11 protein-coding genes are annotated in these 16,997 nt (G+C 74.5%); 8 read left to right on the top strand and 3 right to left on the bottom strand.

Features of this window, described 5'->3' with window-relative positions:
• Positions 1 to 61: 61 nt before the first annotated feature.
• Both ACFWA9_RS32405 and malQ read right to left on the bottom strand, forming a co-directional pair.
• On the bottom strand, positions 62 to 292 hold the full coding sequence (locus tag ACFWA9_RS32405) for a hypothetical protein (RefSeq protein WP_380391966.1): 231 nt from the start codon (positions 290 to 292) through the stop codon (positions 62 to 64).
• Positions 293 to 302: 10 nt separating this feature from the next.
• A complete protein-coding gene (gene malQ, locus ACFWA9_RS32410; protein WP_380391982.1) occupies positions 303 to 2,402 on the bottom strand; it encodes a 4-alpha-glucanotransferase in 2,100 nt (699 codons plus the stop codon).
• 357 nt (positions 2,403 to 2,759) lie between these two features.
• Here malQ and ACFWA9_RS32415 point away from each other — a divergent pair, with 357 nt between their 5' ends.
• The gene (locus ACFWA9_RS32415) at positions 2,760 to 6,728 is read left to right on the top strand and encodes a beta-N-acetylglucosaminidase domain-containing protein (protein WP_380391969.1); all 3,969 of its coding nucleotides are present in this window, start codon (positions 2,760 to 2,762) and stop codon (positions 6,726 to 6,728) included.
• A 214-nt stretch (positions 6,729 to 6,942) separates the two neighbouring features.
• Here the strand turns inward: ACFWA9_RS32415 and ACFWA9_RS32420 are convergent, their stop codons facing one another.
• Positions 6,943 to 7,587 (bottom strand): HNH endonuclease, encoded by a 645-nt coding sequence (locus tag ACFWA9_RS32420; protein WP_352293908.1) that lies wholly within the window; start codon positions 7,585 to 7,587, stop codon positions 6,943 to 6,945.
• Between the two features lie 525 nt (positions 7,588 to 8,112).
• Between ACFWA9_RS32420 and ACFWA9_RS32425 the strand changes: the two genes are divergently transcribed.
• The 7 genes from ACFWA9_RS32425 (at position 8,113) to ACFWA9_RS32455 (ending at position 16,730) form a co-directional block, all read left to right on the top strand.
• Positions 8,113 to 9,333: a mechanosensitive ion channel family protein gene (locus ACFWA9_RS32425; RefSeq protein ID WP_329489970.1), complete on the top strand. Its 1,221-nt coding sequence runs from the start codon at positions 8,113 to 8,115 to the stop codon at positions 9,331 to 9,333.
• A gap of 297 nt (positions 9,334 to 9,630) precedes the next feature.
• Positions 9,631 to 10,821 (top strand): ROK family transcriptional regulator, encoded by a 1,191-nt coding sequence (locus ACFWA9_RS32430; protein WP_329489969.1) that lies wholly within the window; start codon positions 9,631 to 9,633, stop codon positions 10,819 to 10,821.
• Between the two features lie 199 nt (positions 10,822 to 11,020).
• Positions 11,021 to 12,331, top strand: coding sequence for an extracellular solute-binding protein (locus ACFWA9_RS32435; RefSeq protein WP_380391974.1), 1,311 nt, complete (start codon positions 11,021 to 11,023; stop codon positions 12,329 to 12,331).
• A gap of 21 nt (positions 12,332 to 12,352) precedes the next feature.
• Complete coding sequence (locus ACFWA9_RS32440; protein ID WP_380391977.1) at positions 12,353 to 13,351, top strand: carbohydrate ABC transporter permease; 999 nt, start codon at positions 12,353 to 12,355, stop codon at positions 13,349 to 13,351.
• A 20-nt stretch (positions 13,352 to 13,371) separates the two neighbouring features.
• Positions 13,372 to 14,286 carry a carbohydrate ABC transporter permease gene (locus tag ACFWA9_RS32445; protein WP_329489966.1) on the top strand — a complete coding sequence of 305 codons (915 nt, stop codon included), beginning with the start codon at positions 13,372 to 13,374 and terminating at the stop codon, positions 14,284 to 14,286.
• 8 nt (positions 14,287 to 14,294) lie between these two features.
• Entirely contained in the window at positions 14,295 to 15,575 is a 1,281-nt protein-coding gene (locus ACFWA9_RS32450) for a 6-phospho-beta-glucosidase (protein WP_380391985.1), read from the top strand.
• Positions 15,576 to 15,710: 135 nt separating this feature from the next.
• Positions 15,711 to 16,730, top strand: a complete 1,020-nt coding sequence (locus tag ACFWA9_RS32455; protein ID WP_352293904.1) for a BadF/BadG/BcrA/BcrD ATPase family protein — start codon at positions 15,711 to 15,713, stop codon at positions 16,728 to 16,730.
• Positions 16,731 to 16,997 lie beyond the last annotated feature (267 nt).

Consider the following 16,997-nt stretch of genomic DNA (forward strand, 5'->3'; position numbering starts at 1 on the left):
GCGCCGGACGATGTCCGGCGCCCCCTCGGGCGTTGTACCAGGCTCGGGTGGAAGCCCTCGGTTACTTCTTCTTGTCCTTGCTGCCGTACGGCAGCCCGGCGAGGCCGGCGATGACCACGAAGGCCACGATCGGCAGCAGCACGTACAGGCCGAGGGTCTGGGCGACGCTCAGGCCGCTACCCGGGTCGTCGCCGTCGTCCCGGGAGAGGGCCATGGCGGGCGACGACAGCAGCATCATCAGCGTGACCGTTGCGGTGACCGCGCCGGCTCGCAAAGCGTTCCTCTTGTCCACGCTGCTCAACTTACCCGCCGCTTACGTCGCCGCGCTCGGCGGGGTCGGCCTTTCGGGCCTGCCCGCCGGCGGCCCGCAGAACGCCGGTCAGGGCCTGTGCGGCCGGGGCGGCGGCCAGCTCGTCCAGCGTCACCGGGCGGCCGGAGCCGTCCGCGACCGGCAGCCGCCAATTGGGGTACTGGTCCCAGGTGCCGGGCAGGTTCTGCGGGCGCGGGTCCCCCACCAGGTCGGGCAGCCAGAGGCCGACCAGCTCGGCCGGGGTGGCCCGCAGGAAGCGGTACAGCGCCGCCGCCGAGAGCTCCTCGCCCTCGGCCAGCAGGCCCAGCCGGGTCAGCTCGGCCCGCCACTCGGCCAGCTCGGCCGCCGCCTGCGCCTGCTCCTCGTCGAGCGACCTGGCGAGCAGGCCGAGCCGGTGGCGCAGCTCCACGTGCTCGCCGGTCAGCCGGGCGGCGGTGCTCGGGAGGTCGTGGGTGGTCAGGGTGGCCAGGCTGCCCGGCCGCCAGCGCTCCGGGGGCAGGATCTCGCCCTCGGCCTGCCAGTCCCGCTCGAACCAGAGCACCGAGGTGCCCAGGACGCCGCGCGCCGCCAGCTCCTCGCGGACGCCCGGCTCCACGGTGCCGAGGTCCTCGCCGATCACCGCCGTGCCGGCCCGGTGCGCCTCCAGGGCCAGCACGCCCAGCATCGCCTCGGCGTCGTAGTGGACGTAGGCGCCCTCGGTCGGCGGGTGGCCGGCCGGCACCCACCAGAGCCGGAACAGGCCCATCACGTGGTCGATCCGGATCGCCCCCGCGTGCCGGGCCGCCGAGCGCAGCAGCTCCGCGTACGGGGCGTAGCCGGAGGCGGCCAGGGCGTCCGGGCGCCAGGGCGGCAGGCCCCAGTCCTGGCCGTGGGCGTTGAAGGCGTCCGGCGGGGCGCCGACCGAGATGCCGCCGCCCAGCGCGTCCTGCAGCGCCCAGGCGTCGGCGCCGTCGGGGTGGACGCCGACGGCGAGGTCGTGGATCAGTCCGACGGCCATGCCGGCGGTGCGCGCGGCCTGCTGGGCCGCGGCGAGCTGCCGGTCGACCTGCCAGGCGAGCCAGCGGTGGAACTCGACGCGGTCCGCCAGCTCCTCGGCGGCGAGGACGACGTGCGGGCTGTCCGGGTGGCGCAGCCCCTTCGGCCAGGCGTGCCAGTCGGCGCCGTGCATCTCGGCGAGGGCGTTCCAGAGCGCGTACCGCTCCAGCCACTCGCCCTCCCGCCGCCGGAAGGCCTCGTAGGCGGCCCGGGCGCCCGCGCCGCGCTCCACCTCGTGCAGCAGCTCCAGGGCGCGGCGCTTGAGCGCCCAGACGGCGTCCCGGTCGATCAGGCCGTCGTGGCCCAGCACCTCGGCGCGCAGCCGGGCGGCGCGCCGGCCCAGCTCCTCGGCCTCGGCCCGCTGCTCGCCCGTCAGGTACGCGTGCTCGGGCACCGCCTCGACCCGCAGGTGGACGGGGTCGGCGAAGCGGCGCGAGGAGGGCCGGTAGGGGGACGGGTCGGAGGGGGTGCCCGGCAGGCCCGCGTGCAGCGGGTTGATCTGCACGAAGCCCGCACCGAGGCTCCCGGCCCACTGGGTGAGTTCGGCGAGGTCGGCGAGGTCGCCCATGCCCCAGGAGCGGTCGGAGAGCACGGAGTAGAGCTGTGCGAGGAAGCCCCAGCCGCGGCCGGCGAGTTGCGGCAGCCGCTCCGGGGCGACGATCAGATGGGCGTCCTGGCGCGTGCCGCCGGTCACCGCGCTGAGCCGGTGCCGCCCGAGCGGCAGGTCGGCGGGCAGCCAGTGGGAGTGCCCGCGCGGCAGCTCCCAGACGCCGCCGTCCTCCAGCTCGACGCTGAGCCGGGCGTCCGCCGGCGCGTCCAGCGCCGTCCGCCGCCCGGCCCGCACCACCACGCAGGGCGGCAGCGACCGCGCCCGCTGCCCGGCCCGGTGGCGCTCCAGTGCCGCCCGGGCCGCCTCCGGCGTGCCCGCCTCCACGCCCAGCACGGCCAGCACCGCCACCAGTGTCCGCGCCGACGGCTGGAGGGCCGTGTCCACCCCGTACGCCTGCGCCAGCGCGACCAGCTCGGCGGGAGGCGGCGGCGCGTCCTGCGCGGGCACCTCCAGGCCGTCGGCTCCGTCACGGTCGAGATAAGCGGCCACTCGCGGCTCCTGCGATGTCTCGGCAACGCCCGGTCAGAACAGCCACAGTCCTACCCGCGTGACACCCCGGTCACCCGGTGCGACACACGGGCCGGGCCGGGGACGCCCGCCGACGGTGCGTCATCCGGGCCCGCGCGGCGGGCTCGGACGACCGGCGGGGGCGCCCGCGACGGCACGCGGGCCGGGGTTCCGCGAAGGAGGGTGATGAAAGTACAAAAAGGACAAACTTGGCATACCCGTCGGTGACGTTGACACCGGCATGGCCAACTGGTGGGCTTTGGCGCGTTGTGGTCGATGCCTGGCGAGGAGGCTCCTGTGCAAGCCCGAGTGTCCGTCGCCGCGGGGCGGCGGTTGAGGCAGCAGCTGGAGCAGAGTCCGGCGCTGCGGGACGTGTTGCAGCACCCGGCGGCGCTGGCGGCGCGGCGGGCGACGGCGCGGACGTGCCGTCAGCTGGCGCCGCGGACGGCGGACCGGCTGATCGCGGATCTCAAGGGCACGGAGCCGCTGCTGGCGTCGGTGCGGGCCGAGCGGGCCCGGGCCTGGACGCCGAGCCGGCGCCGGACGCTGCAGGTGGCGGCGACGCTCTCGGCCGCGGCCGTGGTCGGCGGGCTGCTGGTGAGCGGCCCGGCCGCGTACGCCTACAGCCCCGGGCCGGACGTGGTGAGCACCGCGGCGCAGACGCCGCTGGGCAGTGTGAGCAACCCTCAGGTCTTCCCGCGGCCGCAGGAGCAGAGCGTGGCCGGCAGGCCGGTCACGGTGCCCGCCGCGGTGACGCTGGTGACCTCGGCGAAGGCGGACCACGGCGCGGTGGACACCGTGCGCGAGGTGCTGGGCGTGGCCGGGGCCACCACGGTGACGCCGCAGGCGGAGGCCGGTACGCCGGCCGCCGGATCGCTGGTGGTCTACGTCGGCGGACCGGCCGAGGAGGCCGGCGGCGAGGTCGACCGGGCGCTGCGCGAACTGACCGCGGCGGCCGGCGGCAAGGACGGCGGTGCGCCCTCCACGGCGGGGATGCCGGCCGGCGGATACGTGCTCTCGGCCGGCCAGCTGCCGGCCCCGGGCGGCGGGACGTACGGCGTGGTGGTGCTGGCCGGGGCCGACCAGGCGGGCACCTTCTACGCGGCGCAGAGCATGCGCCAGCTGCTGGCCGCCGTACCGGCCGGACAGGGGCAGGCGCCGGGCGCGGCCGGTCTCGGGCTGCCCGGGATCACGCTGCGCGACTGGCCGTCCGGCGCACCGGTGCGCGGTACCGCGGAGGCGTTCTACGGCACCCCGTGGAGCCAGCAGCAGCGCCTCGACCAGCTGGACTTCCTGGGCCGCTCCAAGCAGAACTTCTACCTCTACGCCCCCGGTGACGACCCGTACCGGCTCTCCCGCTGGCGCGACGCCTACCCGGCGGCCCGGGCCGAGGACCTCAAGGCGCTGACCGCCCGGGCCGGCGCGAACCACGTGACGGCCGGCTACGCGATCGACCCGGGGCAGTCGTTCTGCTACAGCTCGGCCAAGGACGCGGACGCGCTGGTCGCCAAGCTGGACGGGCTGCGGGCGCTCGGCTTCACCGCCTTCCAGCTGCAGTTCCTGGACGTCTCCTACGACGAGTGGCACTGCGGCGACGACCGCTCCAAGTACGGCACCGGTCCGGCCGCCGCCGCCAAGGCGCAGGCCGAGCTGGCGGCCAAGGTGCAGGACCGGCTGATCGCGAAGCACCCGGGGCTGGCGCCGCTGTCCGTGGTGCCGACCGAGTACCACCAGCAGGGCTCCACGCCGTACCGCAAGGCGCTGGCGGCGGCGCTGCCGGCGGGCGTGCAGGTGGCCTGGAGTGGTGTCGGGGTGATCCCGGAGAAGATCACGGGCGCTCAGGCCGCCGAGACCGCTGAGCTGTACGGGCACCCGCTGGTCACCATGGACAACTACCCGGTGAACGACGCCAACCCGGACCGGCTCTTCCTCGGCGCCTACACCGGCCGGGACGCCGAGGTCGCCACCCGGTCGGCCGTCATGCTGACCGGTGCGATGGAGCAGCCGGTGGCCTCGCGGATCGCCCTGGCCACCGCCGGGGACTTCGCCTGGAACCCGGGCGGGTACAAGCCGGAGGACTCCTGGCAGGCCGCGCTGCGCTCGCTGGCGGGCCCGGCCGGCGCCACCGCCGCCCCGGCCGGGGCAGTCCTGGCCTCCGTCACCGCGCTGGCCGGCAACAGCTCCTCCTCGCCGCTGTCCAAGGAGGAGTCCGGCTACCTCAACCCGCTGCTGGAGCGGTTCTGGGCGACCGCCGAGCCGAACGCCGGCGCGGCGCCCGACCTCGCCCGGCTGATAGAGGCGGCGGCCCCGCTGCGGGAGTCCTTCGCCGCGATGGCGGGCGCCCAGCAGACCCTGAGCGCCACCCCGGCCACCGCCCCGCTGGCCGCCGAGGCCGGCCCCTGGCTGGCCCCGCTGCGCGACTACGGCCTGGCCGGCCAGGCGGCGCTGGACATGCTGCTGGCCCAGCGCGGCGGCGACGGCGCGGCGGCCTGGCGGGCCCGGGTGGAGCTCAACAAGCTGCGCGAGCAGCTCGCCCAGAGCCCGGCGACGGTCGGGGCGGGCGTGCTCGGCCCGTTCCTGGAGCGCGCCGTGCGGGCCGCCGACAACTGGGCCGGCGTGGTCGGCGGCGGGGCCGCCCCGACCACCACCCTGGGCACCGCGCACGACCACCTGCCGGCGCTGATGACCGACGGCGTGGCCGACACCTTCTACTGGAGCTCGGCGCCGCCGCAGCCCGGCGACTCGGTGGGCCTCGACCTCGGCGGCGGCCGCCCGGTCGGCAGCGTCACCGTGCTGATGGGCTCCTGGGGCAGCGGCCCGGACGGCCAGAACGCGCTGGACGACTACATCCACGACGGGGTGCTGGAGTACTCCACCGGCGAGGGCGGCTGGAAGCAGCTCGCCCAGGTGAGGAACCAGAAGAGCGTCACCGCCCAGCTGCCCGGCGGGGCGGTCGTGCGCGGGGTCCGGCTGCGGGCCACCGCCGCTCAGAAGACCGCCGTCGCGGTCCGCGAGTTCACCGTGACCGCGCCGGACGAGGCCCCGGCCAGCGTCACCGGCGGCCCGGCCGCGCTGCCCGGCGCCTCGGCCGGCGCCGTGCTGGACGGCAACCCGGACACCGCCTACCGGGCGGCCACCGCGCCGACCGCCGCCGACGAGCCGCTCACCGTCGAGCTCGGCGCGGCCCGGCCGCTGGACCGGCTGACCGTCCTCACCGACCCGACCGTGCGGGCCTCGGCCACCGTCTCGGTGCGGCGCGCCGACGGCAGCTGGGCGGAGATCGGCACCGTGCAGCCCGGCTACAACGAGCTGCCGGCCGGCGGCCAGAGCGCGGACGCCTTCCGGCTGGCCTGGAAGCCCGGCGGGGAGCCGCCGGTCGTCAACCAGGTGATCCCCTGGTACGCGGACGCCCCGGCCGCCCGGCTGAGCCTGGCCGACGCCGCGCTGGACGTGGTGACCGGCGCGGCCGCGCCGGTGCAGGCCCGCGCGATGGTCGAGGCGGGCCGGCCGGAGGGCGCGGTGGGCGAGCTGCGCACCGAGGTGCCGGCCGTGGCCAAGGGCCTGACCGTGGCGCCGGCCTCCGGGGTGAGCGTGCCGCGCGGCGGCCGGGTGGGCGTGCCGCTGCTGGTCAGCGCCGCGCCGGGGACGCCGTCCGGCACCTACCAGGTGCCGGTGCAGTTCGTGACCGGCTCGACCACCGTGCGGCAGGTGCTGCAGGTGCACGTGGTGCCGCCGACCGGCGGCCCGGACCTCGCCGGTACCGCGAAGGCCGCCTCCTCGGCCGACGAGACCTCGGCCTTCCCCGCCTCGGCGGTGGCCGACGGCGACCCGAAGAGCCGCTGGTCCTCCCCCGCCAAGGACGACGCCTGGGTCCAGCTGGAGCTGCCGAAGGCCGCCCACCTGGGCGCGGCGGTGCTGCACTGGCAGGCCGCGTACGCCTCCTCGTACAAGATCCAGGCCTCGGCGGACGGCGTCTCCTGGACGACGGTGGCGACGGTCGACGACGGCAAGGGCGGCAACGAGACGGTGCGGTTCGACGCGCCGGACGCGAAGTTCCTGCGGGTCCAGGGCGTCGCCCGGGCGACCAAGTACGGCTATTCGCTCTGGGGCGTGGAGCTGTACGCCGTCACCGACCCGGCGACGGCGGGGCAGCCGGCCACGGCACCGGGCACCCCGGCGGCACCGGCCACGCCCGCGGTGCCGGCCGCCCCGCCCGCGACCACCGCACCGGGGACGCCGTCCGGATCGCCCTCGCAGAAGCCGTAGCCGCGCAGAAGCCGTAGCCCACGCGGAAGCCGTGGCCGCGCGGAAGCCGTAGCGGAGCCCGCCGCGCGGGGCCGTGCCGGCCGGGCGGGCCCGGAGGTCGCGCCCGCCGTGACGAGCCCTCGAACGGCGGGCCGCCGCGCTCCCCGATACGGGGTGCGCGGCGGCCCATGAGGCGTACCGGAGATATGACGGGCAAGCCCTTGGTGGAGCGGGGTCAGGCGGAGAGCGGTTCGGCCTGCTCACCGCGGCGGACGGGGGCGGAGTGGGCGCCGTGCGCCCGGGTGAGCGGCAGCGCGTGCGCGGCCTCGGTATGGTCGTGGTGCTCGTACTCGGCCCACTGCGGGGCGTGCAGCTGGTCGCCGCCGCCGTACGGCTCCAGGTAGGGCCGCCAGCGCGGATCCTTGATCCCGGTGCCGATGATGCGCCAGGCCAGGCCGCTGGGCGGGGCGGGCGGGCGCTTCATCCGCCAGCCGAGTTCGGTGAGGTGGCGGTCGGCCTTGGTGTGGTTGCAGCGGCGGCAGGCTGCCACCACGTTGTCCCACCGGTGCTGGCCGCCCCGGCTGCGCGGGATGACGTGGTCGACGCTGGTGGCGGCGGCCCCGCAGTAGACGCAGCGGCCGTGGTCACGGGCGAACAGCGCCCGGCGGGTGAGCGGGACCGGCCCGCAGAACGGGACCCGGACGAAGCGGGTCAGACGGACGACGGACGGCGCCGGAAGGGCGCTGGTGGCGCTGTGCAGAGTGACTCCCGAATCCTCCAGGCTGACCGCCTTGTGGTTGAGGACCAGGATGAGTGCGCGGCGCATCGATACGACGCCGAGCGGCTCGTAGGACGCGTTGAGGACCAGGACATGCGGCACGGATGCCTCCTTGGACGCCTGCGGCGCGTGGCTCGCGCCGGGACGAGCGGTTCGATCGCGCAACGGGTGCGTGATCTCCCCCAGTGTCGCCTTACGCCTTTGTACGGCGCCACCACTCCTGTGTAACGGAGCGGATGTGAACTCCGGGTGTGGGTTCTGTCATACCCGATATGCCCGGGCGAAGGACGGGTTGCACCCGGGTGCCCTCCCGGAGGACCCTTCGCCCGCTCGGAGCAGCGGGCCACCCGGGTGCCGCCCGGACGGCGCGCGGGCCGTCCCGGCACCGCTCAGGGGCCGCGCGGCGGTCGCCCGGGGGCCCGACCGGGGGCGTGCCGGGGCGTTGACGGGGCGTCCGGACCGTGGTCACGCGCCCCGGAGCGGCTCCCGCCGGGCGGGTCGGCGGCCGCCCGGCGTGTCCGGGGCGCGGCCGGACGGCGGATAGGCTAAGGCGGACGGTCCGCAGGCCCCGGGTGTGCTTCCGCGTCGGCGGGCTGTGCCACGCCCCCTGCAGGAAGGTCCCCGCACGTGTTCAGGTCCGGTGCCGCCGGTCTCCTCGCCGACGCGTCCACGACGCTCTCGTCCACGCCGCCGAGCCCGTCCCCGAGCCCCACGGCCCCGCAGCTGCCGCAGTTCGACCTCAGAATCCCGACCAGCGCGCAGGAGGTCAGCGACACCACCAAGCAGGCGGCCGGCTGGTTCGACTCGCACTGGCAGGACTGGCTGGCCGGCGGGGTGCGGATCGTCTTCATCGTCGTGCTGGCGCTGGTGCTGCGGGCCGTGGTGCGCAAGCTGATCACCCAGTTGATAGCGCGGATGATCAAGCCGAACGAGGCCGACGAGGAGCCCGGCCGGCTCGGCGGGCTGCTGGCCAACACCGGGGTGGTCAATCCCGAGCGCCGGCAGCAGCGCTCCGAGGCGATCGGCTCGGTGCTGCGCAGCGTCGCGTCGTTCAGCATCCTGGGCACGGCCGCGCTGATGGTCCTCTCGGCGCTCGGGGTGAACCTGGCGCCGCTGCTGGCGAGTGCCGGTGTGGCCGGTGTGGCGATCGGTTTCGGCGCCCGCAACCTGGTCACGGACTTCCTCTCCGGGGTCTTCATGATCATGGAGGACCAGTACGGCGTCGGCGACGAGATCGACACCGGGGTGGCCACCGGCACGGTGCTGGAGGTCGGCCTGCGGGTCACCAAGCTGCGCGGCGCGGGCGGCGAGATCTGGTACATCCGCAACGGCGAGGTGAAGCGGATCGCCAACATGAGCCAGGGCTGGTCGACCGCCTCGGTGGACGTCCAGGTCGGCTACAAGGAGGACCTGGCCCGGGTCGAGGCGCTGATCCAGGAGACCGCGGAGACGCTGGCCAAGGAGGCGCCGTTCGACGAGCTGGTCTGGGCGCCGGTCTCGATCCTGGGCGTGGAGTCCGTAGCGGTGGACTCGGTGGTGCTGCGGGTCGAGGCGCGCACCGCCCCGGGCAAGGCGCTGTCGGTCGCCCGGGCGCTGCGGCACCGGCTGAAGACCGCGTTCGACCAGGCCGGGATCAAGGTCAAGGAGGAGCCGCCGGCCGCCGCCGGCGTCGCCGCGGCCACCGGGGCGGCGGCCTCCGGGGTGGTGCTGACGGCCGCCTCGGTGACACCGTCCGCCGACACCGCCCCGCCGTCCGCGCTGGCCGACCCGGCCTCGCCGCGCTACCTCGCGACGGCGCCGATACCGGCTCCGGTCAAGCCCGCCGACGACGCCTCCAAGGCGCCCTGACGGCCCGGGCGCCCGGACGCCGACGGCCCCGCCGCCCGGCCCGGGCGCCCCGCGCACCCGGGCGCCGACGACGCCGGAGCGCGGCGCGAACCGGAGCAAAGCCCCGCCTCCCGGACATCGGGGGGCGGGGCTTCGCGCTGCCCGGTAACGCTTCGGCATCCACCGCCGGAAGGACCATTGACACCCTCCTGACGAGGACCGTACGGTCCTGTCCAAGCGACTGGAAAGTTTCCTAACAGTTCGCTTCGAGCCCACCCGGTGATCACCGTGACGTGTCAGGAGAGGAGGATCCGCGTCGTGAGCAGACCATCCGCCAAGGCCCCCCTCGCCGGCACCCCCAGCCTGCTGCGCGCCATCAACGACCGCGCGGCCCTCGAACTGCTACTGGAGAACGGCCCGCTCTCGCGGACCCAGATCGGCACCCTGACCGGCCTCTCCAAGCCCACCGCCTCCCAGCTGCTGGCCCGCCTGGAGGCGGCCGGGCTCGTCCTGCCGGTGGGCACCACCGCCGGCGGCCCGGGCCCCAACGCGCAGCTGTACCAGGTGAACCCGGCCGCCGGTCACGTCGCCGGCCTGGACGTCACCAACAGCCACGCCCGGATCGCGGTCGCCGACATCACCGGCGTCACGCTGGCCGAGCACGTCGTACCGACCAAGGGCTGGACCGCCGCCGAGACGGTCACCCGGGTCGCCGCGGCCGTCGCCGGGACGGTCCGGGCCGCCGGGCTCGCCGAGGGCGCCCTGCGCACGGTGGCGATCGGCGTCGGCGGCGCGCCCGACCCCGTCACTGGCAAGCTCCGCTACGCCTCCCACCTGCCCGGCTGGCACTCGCCGCGACTGGTGCAGGACCTCTCCGAGGCGATCGGCGCACCGGTGTCGATCGAGAACGACGTGAACCTCGCCGCCGTCGCCGAGCAGGCCTCCGGCGCGGCGCGCGGGTTCGAGGACTTCGTCCTGCTCTGGGCCGGCGAGGGCATCGGTGCGGCGATCGTGATCGCCGGCCGGCTGCACCGCGGCTTCACCGGGGGCGCCGGGGAGGTCGGCTACATGCCCGTCCCCGGCTCGCCGGTGGTGCGGGACGTCCGCCGCCGCAACTCCGGCGGGTTCCAGGAGCTGGCCGGCGCACCCGCCGTCCGGGCCCTGGCCCGGGAGTACGGGCTCGGCGCGCCCAGCGCGGAGGAGTCGCTCGCCAAGGCCCTGGCGACCCCGGGGGCCGGCGACGAGTTCCTCGCCGCGCTGGCCGGCCGGCTCGCCGTCGGACTGGCCGCGATCGTCGCCGTCGTGGACCCCGAGCTCGTGGTGGTCTCCGGCGGCGTGCCGAACGCGGGCGGCGAGCGGCTGCGCGCCCTCGTCGAGGAGGAGCTGGCCCGGATCTCGATCGCCCGGCCGGAGGTCCGCAGCAGCGCCCTGCCCGGCTCACCCGTCCTGCTCGGCGCACTGCAACGCGCCCTGGCAGCCGCTCGCGAGGCGGTCTTCTCCACGCACTGAAGGCCGCCCCACCGCGGCCACCGCCGCACCGCCCACCGCCGGTTCCCACCGCACCGAAGCCCTGCACCAAAGCCCCTGCACACCTCTCCCCAACCCCCTTACGCGGGACCAGAGGCAATGACGCCTGCCCGCGCGCCCCCAGGAGGATCTCGAAGTGCACTCCACCACCTCTCGCAGAAGCCGCCGGACGATCGCCGCCGTGACCGGCAGCGCCGTACTGGCCCTGCTCGCCACCGCCTGCACCGGGTCCAGCGACGGCGGCGGCAGCGACGACTCCGCCTCCGGCAAGGACGTCACCATCAGCTTCTGGCACGGCTGGAGCCAGGACTCCGAGGTGAAGGCGATCAACGACAACATCGCCGCCTTCGAGAAGGCCCACCCGAACATCCACGTCAAGACGACCGGCAACATCGCCGACGACAAGGTCAACCAGGCGCTGCGGGCCGGCGGCGACGCGGCCCCGGACGTGGTCTCCTCCTTCACCACCAACAACGTCGGCATGTTCTGCTCGACCAAGGCCTTCGCCGACCTCAAGCCCTTCCTCGCCAAGGACAACATCGACGCGGCCAAGACCTTCCCGGCCGCGATGCTCAACTACACGCAGTACCAGGGCAACCAGTGTTCGCTGCCGCTGCTCGGCGACGCCTTCGGCCTGTACTACAACAAGGCCGCCTTCGCCGCCGCCGGCATCACCGCCGCGCCGAAGACCTTCAGCGAGTTCGCCGCCGCCGCGGCCGCGCTGACCGTCCCCGAGGGCGACGGCTACAAGCAGCTCGGCTTCATGCCGCTCTACCACGGCTACGAGTCGACCACCGAGCACTTCCTCGGCCAGTGGGGCCCCAGCTACTTCGACGGCTCCGGCAAGTCGAACCTCGCCACCGACCCCAAGATCGCCTCGATGCTGACCTGGCAGAAGGGCCTGGTCGACAAGCTCGGCGGCTACGACAAGCTCGACAAGTTCCGCGCCACCTTCGGCGAGGAGTTCAGCGCCAAGAACCCCTTCCACACCGGCCAGGTCGCGATGGCCATCGACGGTGAGTGGCGGACCGCCTCGCTCGCCGAGAACAAGCCCGACTTCGAGTGGGCCACCGCGCCGTTCCCGGTGCCGGACGACCAGCTCGACACCTACGGCCGCGGCTACCAGACCGGCACCATCGTCGGCATCGCCAGCACCAGCAAGAAGCAGGCCGCCGCCTGGGAGCTGGTCAAGTTCCTGACCACCGACACCGACGCGGTGGTCAGCTTCGCCAACGCGATCCACAACGTGCCGAGCACCTTCGACGCGCTCAACTCGCCGAAGCTGATCAGCGACGCGAACTTCAAGACCTTCCTGGACATCGCCAAGAACCAGCACTCCGGCACCACGCCGGCGAGCGTCAACGGCGGCGCGTACATCGTGTCGCTGCAGAACCTCGGCTACGCCTACGAGTCCGGTCAGCAGAAGGACCTCCCGGCCGGCCTGACGGCCACCGCCAAGGAGATCGACGCCGCCATCGCCCAGGCCAAGTAGCCAGCGGCCCACGGAGCTCCCATGTCACTCGCGTTCGGCAGCCGCAAGGGCCCCGGACCGACCGACCCGGCGGCGCCCTCCACGCAGCACCTGCTGCGCCGGAAGCGCCGCCGGGAGGCGGCCCGCACCCTCGCCTTCCTCTCCCCCTGGCTGATCGGCTTCGGCGTCTTCTTCCTGTACCCGCTGATCTCGACGGTCTACTTCTCCTTCACCAAGTACAACGGCTTCGGCTCGCCGGCCTTCACCGGCCTGCAGAACTGGGACTACGTCTTCAACGACCTCCCGGCGTTCTGGCAGGGCCTGCGCAACACCGTCTGGCTGGTCTTCATCATGGTCGGCCTGCGGGTGGCCTTCGGCCTCGGCATCGGCCTGCTGATCACCAAGGTCAAGACCGGCGCCGGCTTCTTCCGCACCGCGTTCTACCTGCCGTACCTGGCACCGCCGGTGGCCGCCACCGTCGCCTTCGCCTTCCTGCTCAACCCCGGCACCGGCCCGGTCAACCACTTCCTCGGCGAGATCGGACTGCCGCAGCCCGGCTGGTTCTCCGACCCGTCCTGGTCCAAGCCCTCGCTCACCATGCTCGCCATGTGGGGGATCGGCGACCTGATGGTCATCTTCATGGCGTCCCTGCTGGACGTCCCGAAGGAGCAGTACGAGGCCGCCGAACTGGACGGCGCCGGCCCGGTCCAGCGGTTCCGGTTCGTCACCCTGCCGAACATCTCGCCGATCATCATGTTCGCGGTGGTCACCGGCGTCATCCAGACCATGCAGTACTACACGCAGGCGATCGTCGCCGGGAAGGTGGCCGGCGGCAACGCGGGCAACTCCGGGCAGCAGTTCGAACCCGGCTACCCGCAGGGCTCCACCTGGACCCTGCCGCAGATGGTCTACAACCTCGGCTTCCAGCGCTTCAACTACGGCGCGGCGTGCGTCGTCGCCCTGGTGCTGTTCGCCATCTCGATGGCGGTCACCTCGATCCTGCTCCGCCGCAAGTCCGGCTTCATGTCGAACGACGACTAGGGCCCAGTGAGGACACGATCATGACTCTCAGCTCCACCCTCACGGCGCAGGCCCCCGCGAAGGGGCCCGCCCGGCGCGGCGCCCCCACCGCCGCCGCCCGCGCCGCCCGCCGCCGCGCGCTGCTCAACTGGGTGGCCGTGCACTCGCTCGCCATCGCCGCCACGCTGTTCTTCCTGCTGCCGTTCGTCTTCGCCTTCCTCACCTCCGTCATGACGGACAACCAGGCGCTCACCACGGACTACTGGCCGACCTCCTGGGAGTGGGGCAACTACGCCAAGGTCTGGAACACGCCCGGCTTCCTCACCTGGTGGCGCAACACCCTGCTGTACGCCGGCCTCGGCACCGCGCTGACCATCGTCTCCAGCCTGCCGGTGGCCTACGCGCTCGCCAAGTTCCGCTTCCGGGGCCGCAATCTGGCGCTGATGGCCGTCATCTCGATGATGATGCTGCCGCCGCAGGTCACCATCATCCCGATGTACCTGTTCTGGGCGAAGGAGCTCGGGCTGAGCGGCTCGCTCTGGCCGCTGATCATCCCGATGGCCTTCGGGGACGCCTTCTCCATCTTCCTGCTGCGGCAGTTCCTGATGACCATCCCCAAGGAGTACATCGAGGCGGCCCGGATCGACGGCTGCGGCGACCTGCGCACCCTGCTCAAGGTCGTGCTGCCGATGGCCAAGCCGGCCATCGCCGCCGTCGCCCTGTTCCAGTTCTTCTACTGCTGGAACGACTACTTCGGCCCGCAGATCTACGCCAGCAACAAGCCCGGCGCCTGGACCCTCTCCTACGGCCTGGAGTCGTTCAAGGGCGCCCACCACACCAACTGGAACCTCACCATGGCCGCCACCCTGCTGGTGATGGCGCCGGTGATCGTCCTCTTCTTCTTCGCACAGAAGGCCTTCATCGAAGGCGTGACACTGACAGGGGTCAAGGGCTGATGTCCGCACTGAAGTTGGCCATCGTGGGTGGCGGTTCGACGTACACCCCCGAACTCATCGACGGTTTCGCCCGGCTGCGCGACACCCTGCCGATCGCCGAACTCGTCCTGATCGACCCGGCTGCCGACCGGCTGGAGCTGATCGGCGGGCTGGCCCGGCGGATCTTCGCCAAGCAGGGGCACGGCGCCGTGGTCACCACGACGACCGACGTCGAGGCGGGCGTCGCCGACGCCGACGCGGTGCTGCTGCAGCTGCGGGTCGGCGGACAGGCGGCCCGCAACCAGGACGAGACCTGGCCGCTGGAGTGCGGCTGCGTCGGCCAGGAGACCACCGGCGCGGGCGGCCTGGCCAAGGCCCTGCGCACGGTGCCGGTGGTGCTGGACATCGCCGAGAAGGTCCGCCGGACCAACCCCGACGCGTGGATCATCGACTTCACCAACCCGGTCGGCATCGTCACCCGGGCGCTGCAGCGCGCCGGACACAAGGCCGTCGGCCTGTGCAACGTCGCGATCGGCTTCCAGCGGCGGTTCGCCGGGCACCTCGGCGTCGACCCCGAGCTGATCCGCCTGGACCACGTCGGCCTCAACCACCTCACCTGGGAGCGCGGCGTCACCCTGCTCGACGCCCCGGGCGCGACCACCGGGCGCGAGGTGCTGCCGGAGCTGCTCACCGGCTTCGGCAAGGAGATCGCGGACGACATCCGGCTGCCGCGGCGCGTCGTCGAGCGCCTCGGCGTGGTGCCCTCCTACTACCTGCGGTACTTCTACCAGCACGACCTGGTCGTGGAGGAGCTGAAGGTCAAGGGCTCCCGGGCCGCCGAGGTCGCCGAGATCGAGCGGAAGCTGCTGGAGATGTACGCCGACCCGGCCCTGGACACCAAGCCGGAGCTGCTCGGGCAGCGCGGCGGCGCGTTCTACTCCGAGGCCGCCGTCCAGCTGATCGCCGCCCTGCTGGGCACCGGCGGCGGGACGTCCGTGCAGGTGGTGAACGCCCGCAACGACGGCGTGCTGCCGTTCCTGCCCGACGACGCCGTGATCGAGGTGCCCGCCGAGGTGGACGCCGCCGGCGTGCGCCCGCTGCCGCAGCGCCCCGTCGAGCCGCTGTACGCCGGCCTCATCGCCGCGGTGACCTCGTACGAGCGGCTCGCCCTCGACGCCGCCCTGCACGGCGGCCGCGACCGGGTCTTCGACGCCCTGCTCGCCCACCCGCTGGTCGGCCAGATCGAACTCGCCGACCAGCTGACGGACCGGCTGCTCGCCCACAACCGCGAGCACCTCGCCTGGGCCTGACGTGCCCGTTCCGTCCGGCCCGCGCCCCCGGCCGCCGTCGCCGCCGACCGCGGCGACGGCCCGCCGGGCCGCGAGGAGACCGACCACCCCCGGCCGGGGACAACGGCCGGGCCACGTACGAGCCGCGGGGACCTCATGACCCACCAGCCCGAACCACTACTGCCCGGCGTTCTCGCCATCGACGCGGGCAACTCCAAGACCGACGTCGCCCTGATCGGCGCCGACGGCACCGTGCTCGGCGCCGCCCGGGGCGGCGGCTTCGCACCGCAGAAGATCGGTGGCGCGGCGGCCGTCGCCGGCCTCGCGCCGCTGGTCGAGGAGGCGGCCACCGCTGCCGGGCTGACCTTCCGCAGCGGTGTGCTGACCACCCACGTCAGCGCCTGCCTCGCCAACGCCGACCTCCCGGTGGAGGAGGCCGCCCTGCGCACCGCCCTGGAGTCGCACCCCTGGGGCCTCAGCAACACCGTCGTCAACGACACCTTCGGCCTGCTGCGGGCCGGCACCGACGGCCCGCGCGGCGTGGCCGTCGTCTGCGGGGCCGGCATCAACTGCGTCGGCCTGCTGCCCGACGGCCGCACCGCCCGGTTCCCCGCCCTCGGCGAGCTGACCGGCGACTGGGGCGGCGGCAGCGGCCTCGCCGTCAGCAGCATGTGGCACGCCGTCCGCGCCGAGGACGGCCGCGGCGGCCCGACCGGGCTCGCCCGCGCCATCGCCGAGCACTTCGGCCTGCCGGACACCGGCGCCGTCGCCGAGGCGATCCACCTCGGGCACCTGCCCTTCGGGCGGCTGCACGAGATCGTCCGGGTGCTGTTCGCGGTGGCGGAGACCGGCGACCCGGTCGCCCTGGAGCTGATCGACCGGCAGGCCGACGAGATCACCCGGCTCGCCGTCGTCGCGCTGCGCCGCCTGGACCTGCTGGACGAGCCGACCCCGCTGGTGCTCGGCGGCGGGGTGCTCTCCTCCCGGCAGCCGCTGCTGCTCGACAACCTGACGGCGCGCCTGGCCGTGGCGGCGCCGCTGGCCGAGCCGCGGGTCGTCGTGGCGCCGCCGGTGCTGGGCGCCGCGCTGCTCGGCCTCGACCACCTCGCGGCCGGGCCGGCGGCCCAGGCCCGGGTGCGCGAGGCGTACGACCCGGCCCACCCGGTCGCCGCCTGACCCACCGCAGGCCGGCCCCCGAGACTCCGCCCCCGACAGGTCCGCACACCCGTCGGGGGCGGTCCCCGTGCGGCGGGCGCCGGGGGCGGCGGCGCGGGTGCCGGGCCTTCCCCCGGCGACCGCGGCCGCGCCGCCGTGCCGTCGCCGCCGCGGCCTTTCCGCCACCGTGACCGCGGCCGCGGGGGGGGGGGGTGGCGGGCGGCAGGCGAGGCCCGCACACCCTGCAGCCACAGAAACCACAACCGAGAGGGGGTGTGGTGCGACCGG

This window comes from Kitasatospora sp. NPDC059973 (assembly GCF_042737525.1).
Taxonomy (GTDB): Bacteria; Actinomycetota; Actinomycetes; order Streptomycetales; family Streptomycetaceae; genus Kitasatospora.

Coding starts and splice junctions, on each gene's coding strand:
- ACFWA9_RS32455 (WP_352293904.1), top strand. CDS start 15,711: ATGACCCACCAGCCCGAACCACTACTGCCCGGCGTTCTCGCCATCGAC.
- ACFWA9_RS32440 (WP_380391977.1), top strand. CDS start 12,353: ATGTCACTCGCGTTCGGCAGCCGCAAGGGCCCCGGACCGACCGACCCG.
- ACFWA9_RS32445 (WP_329489966.1), top strand. CDS start 13,372: ATGACTCTCAGCTCCACCCTCACGGCGCAGGCCCCCGCGAAGGGGCCC.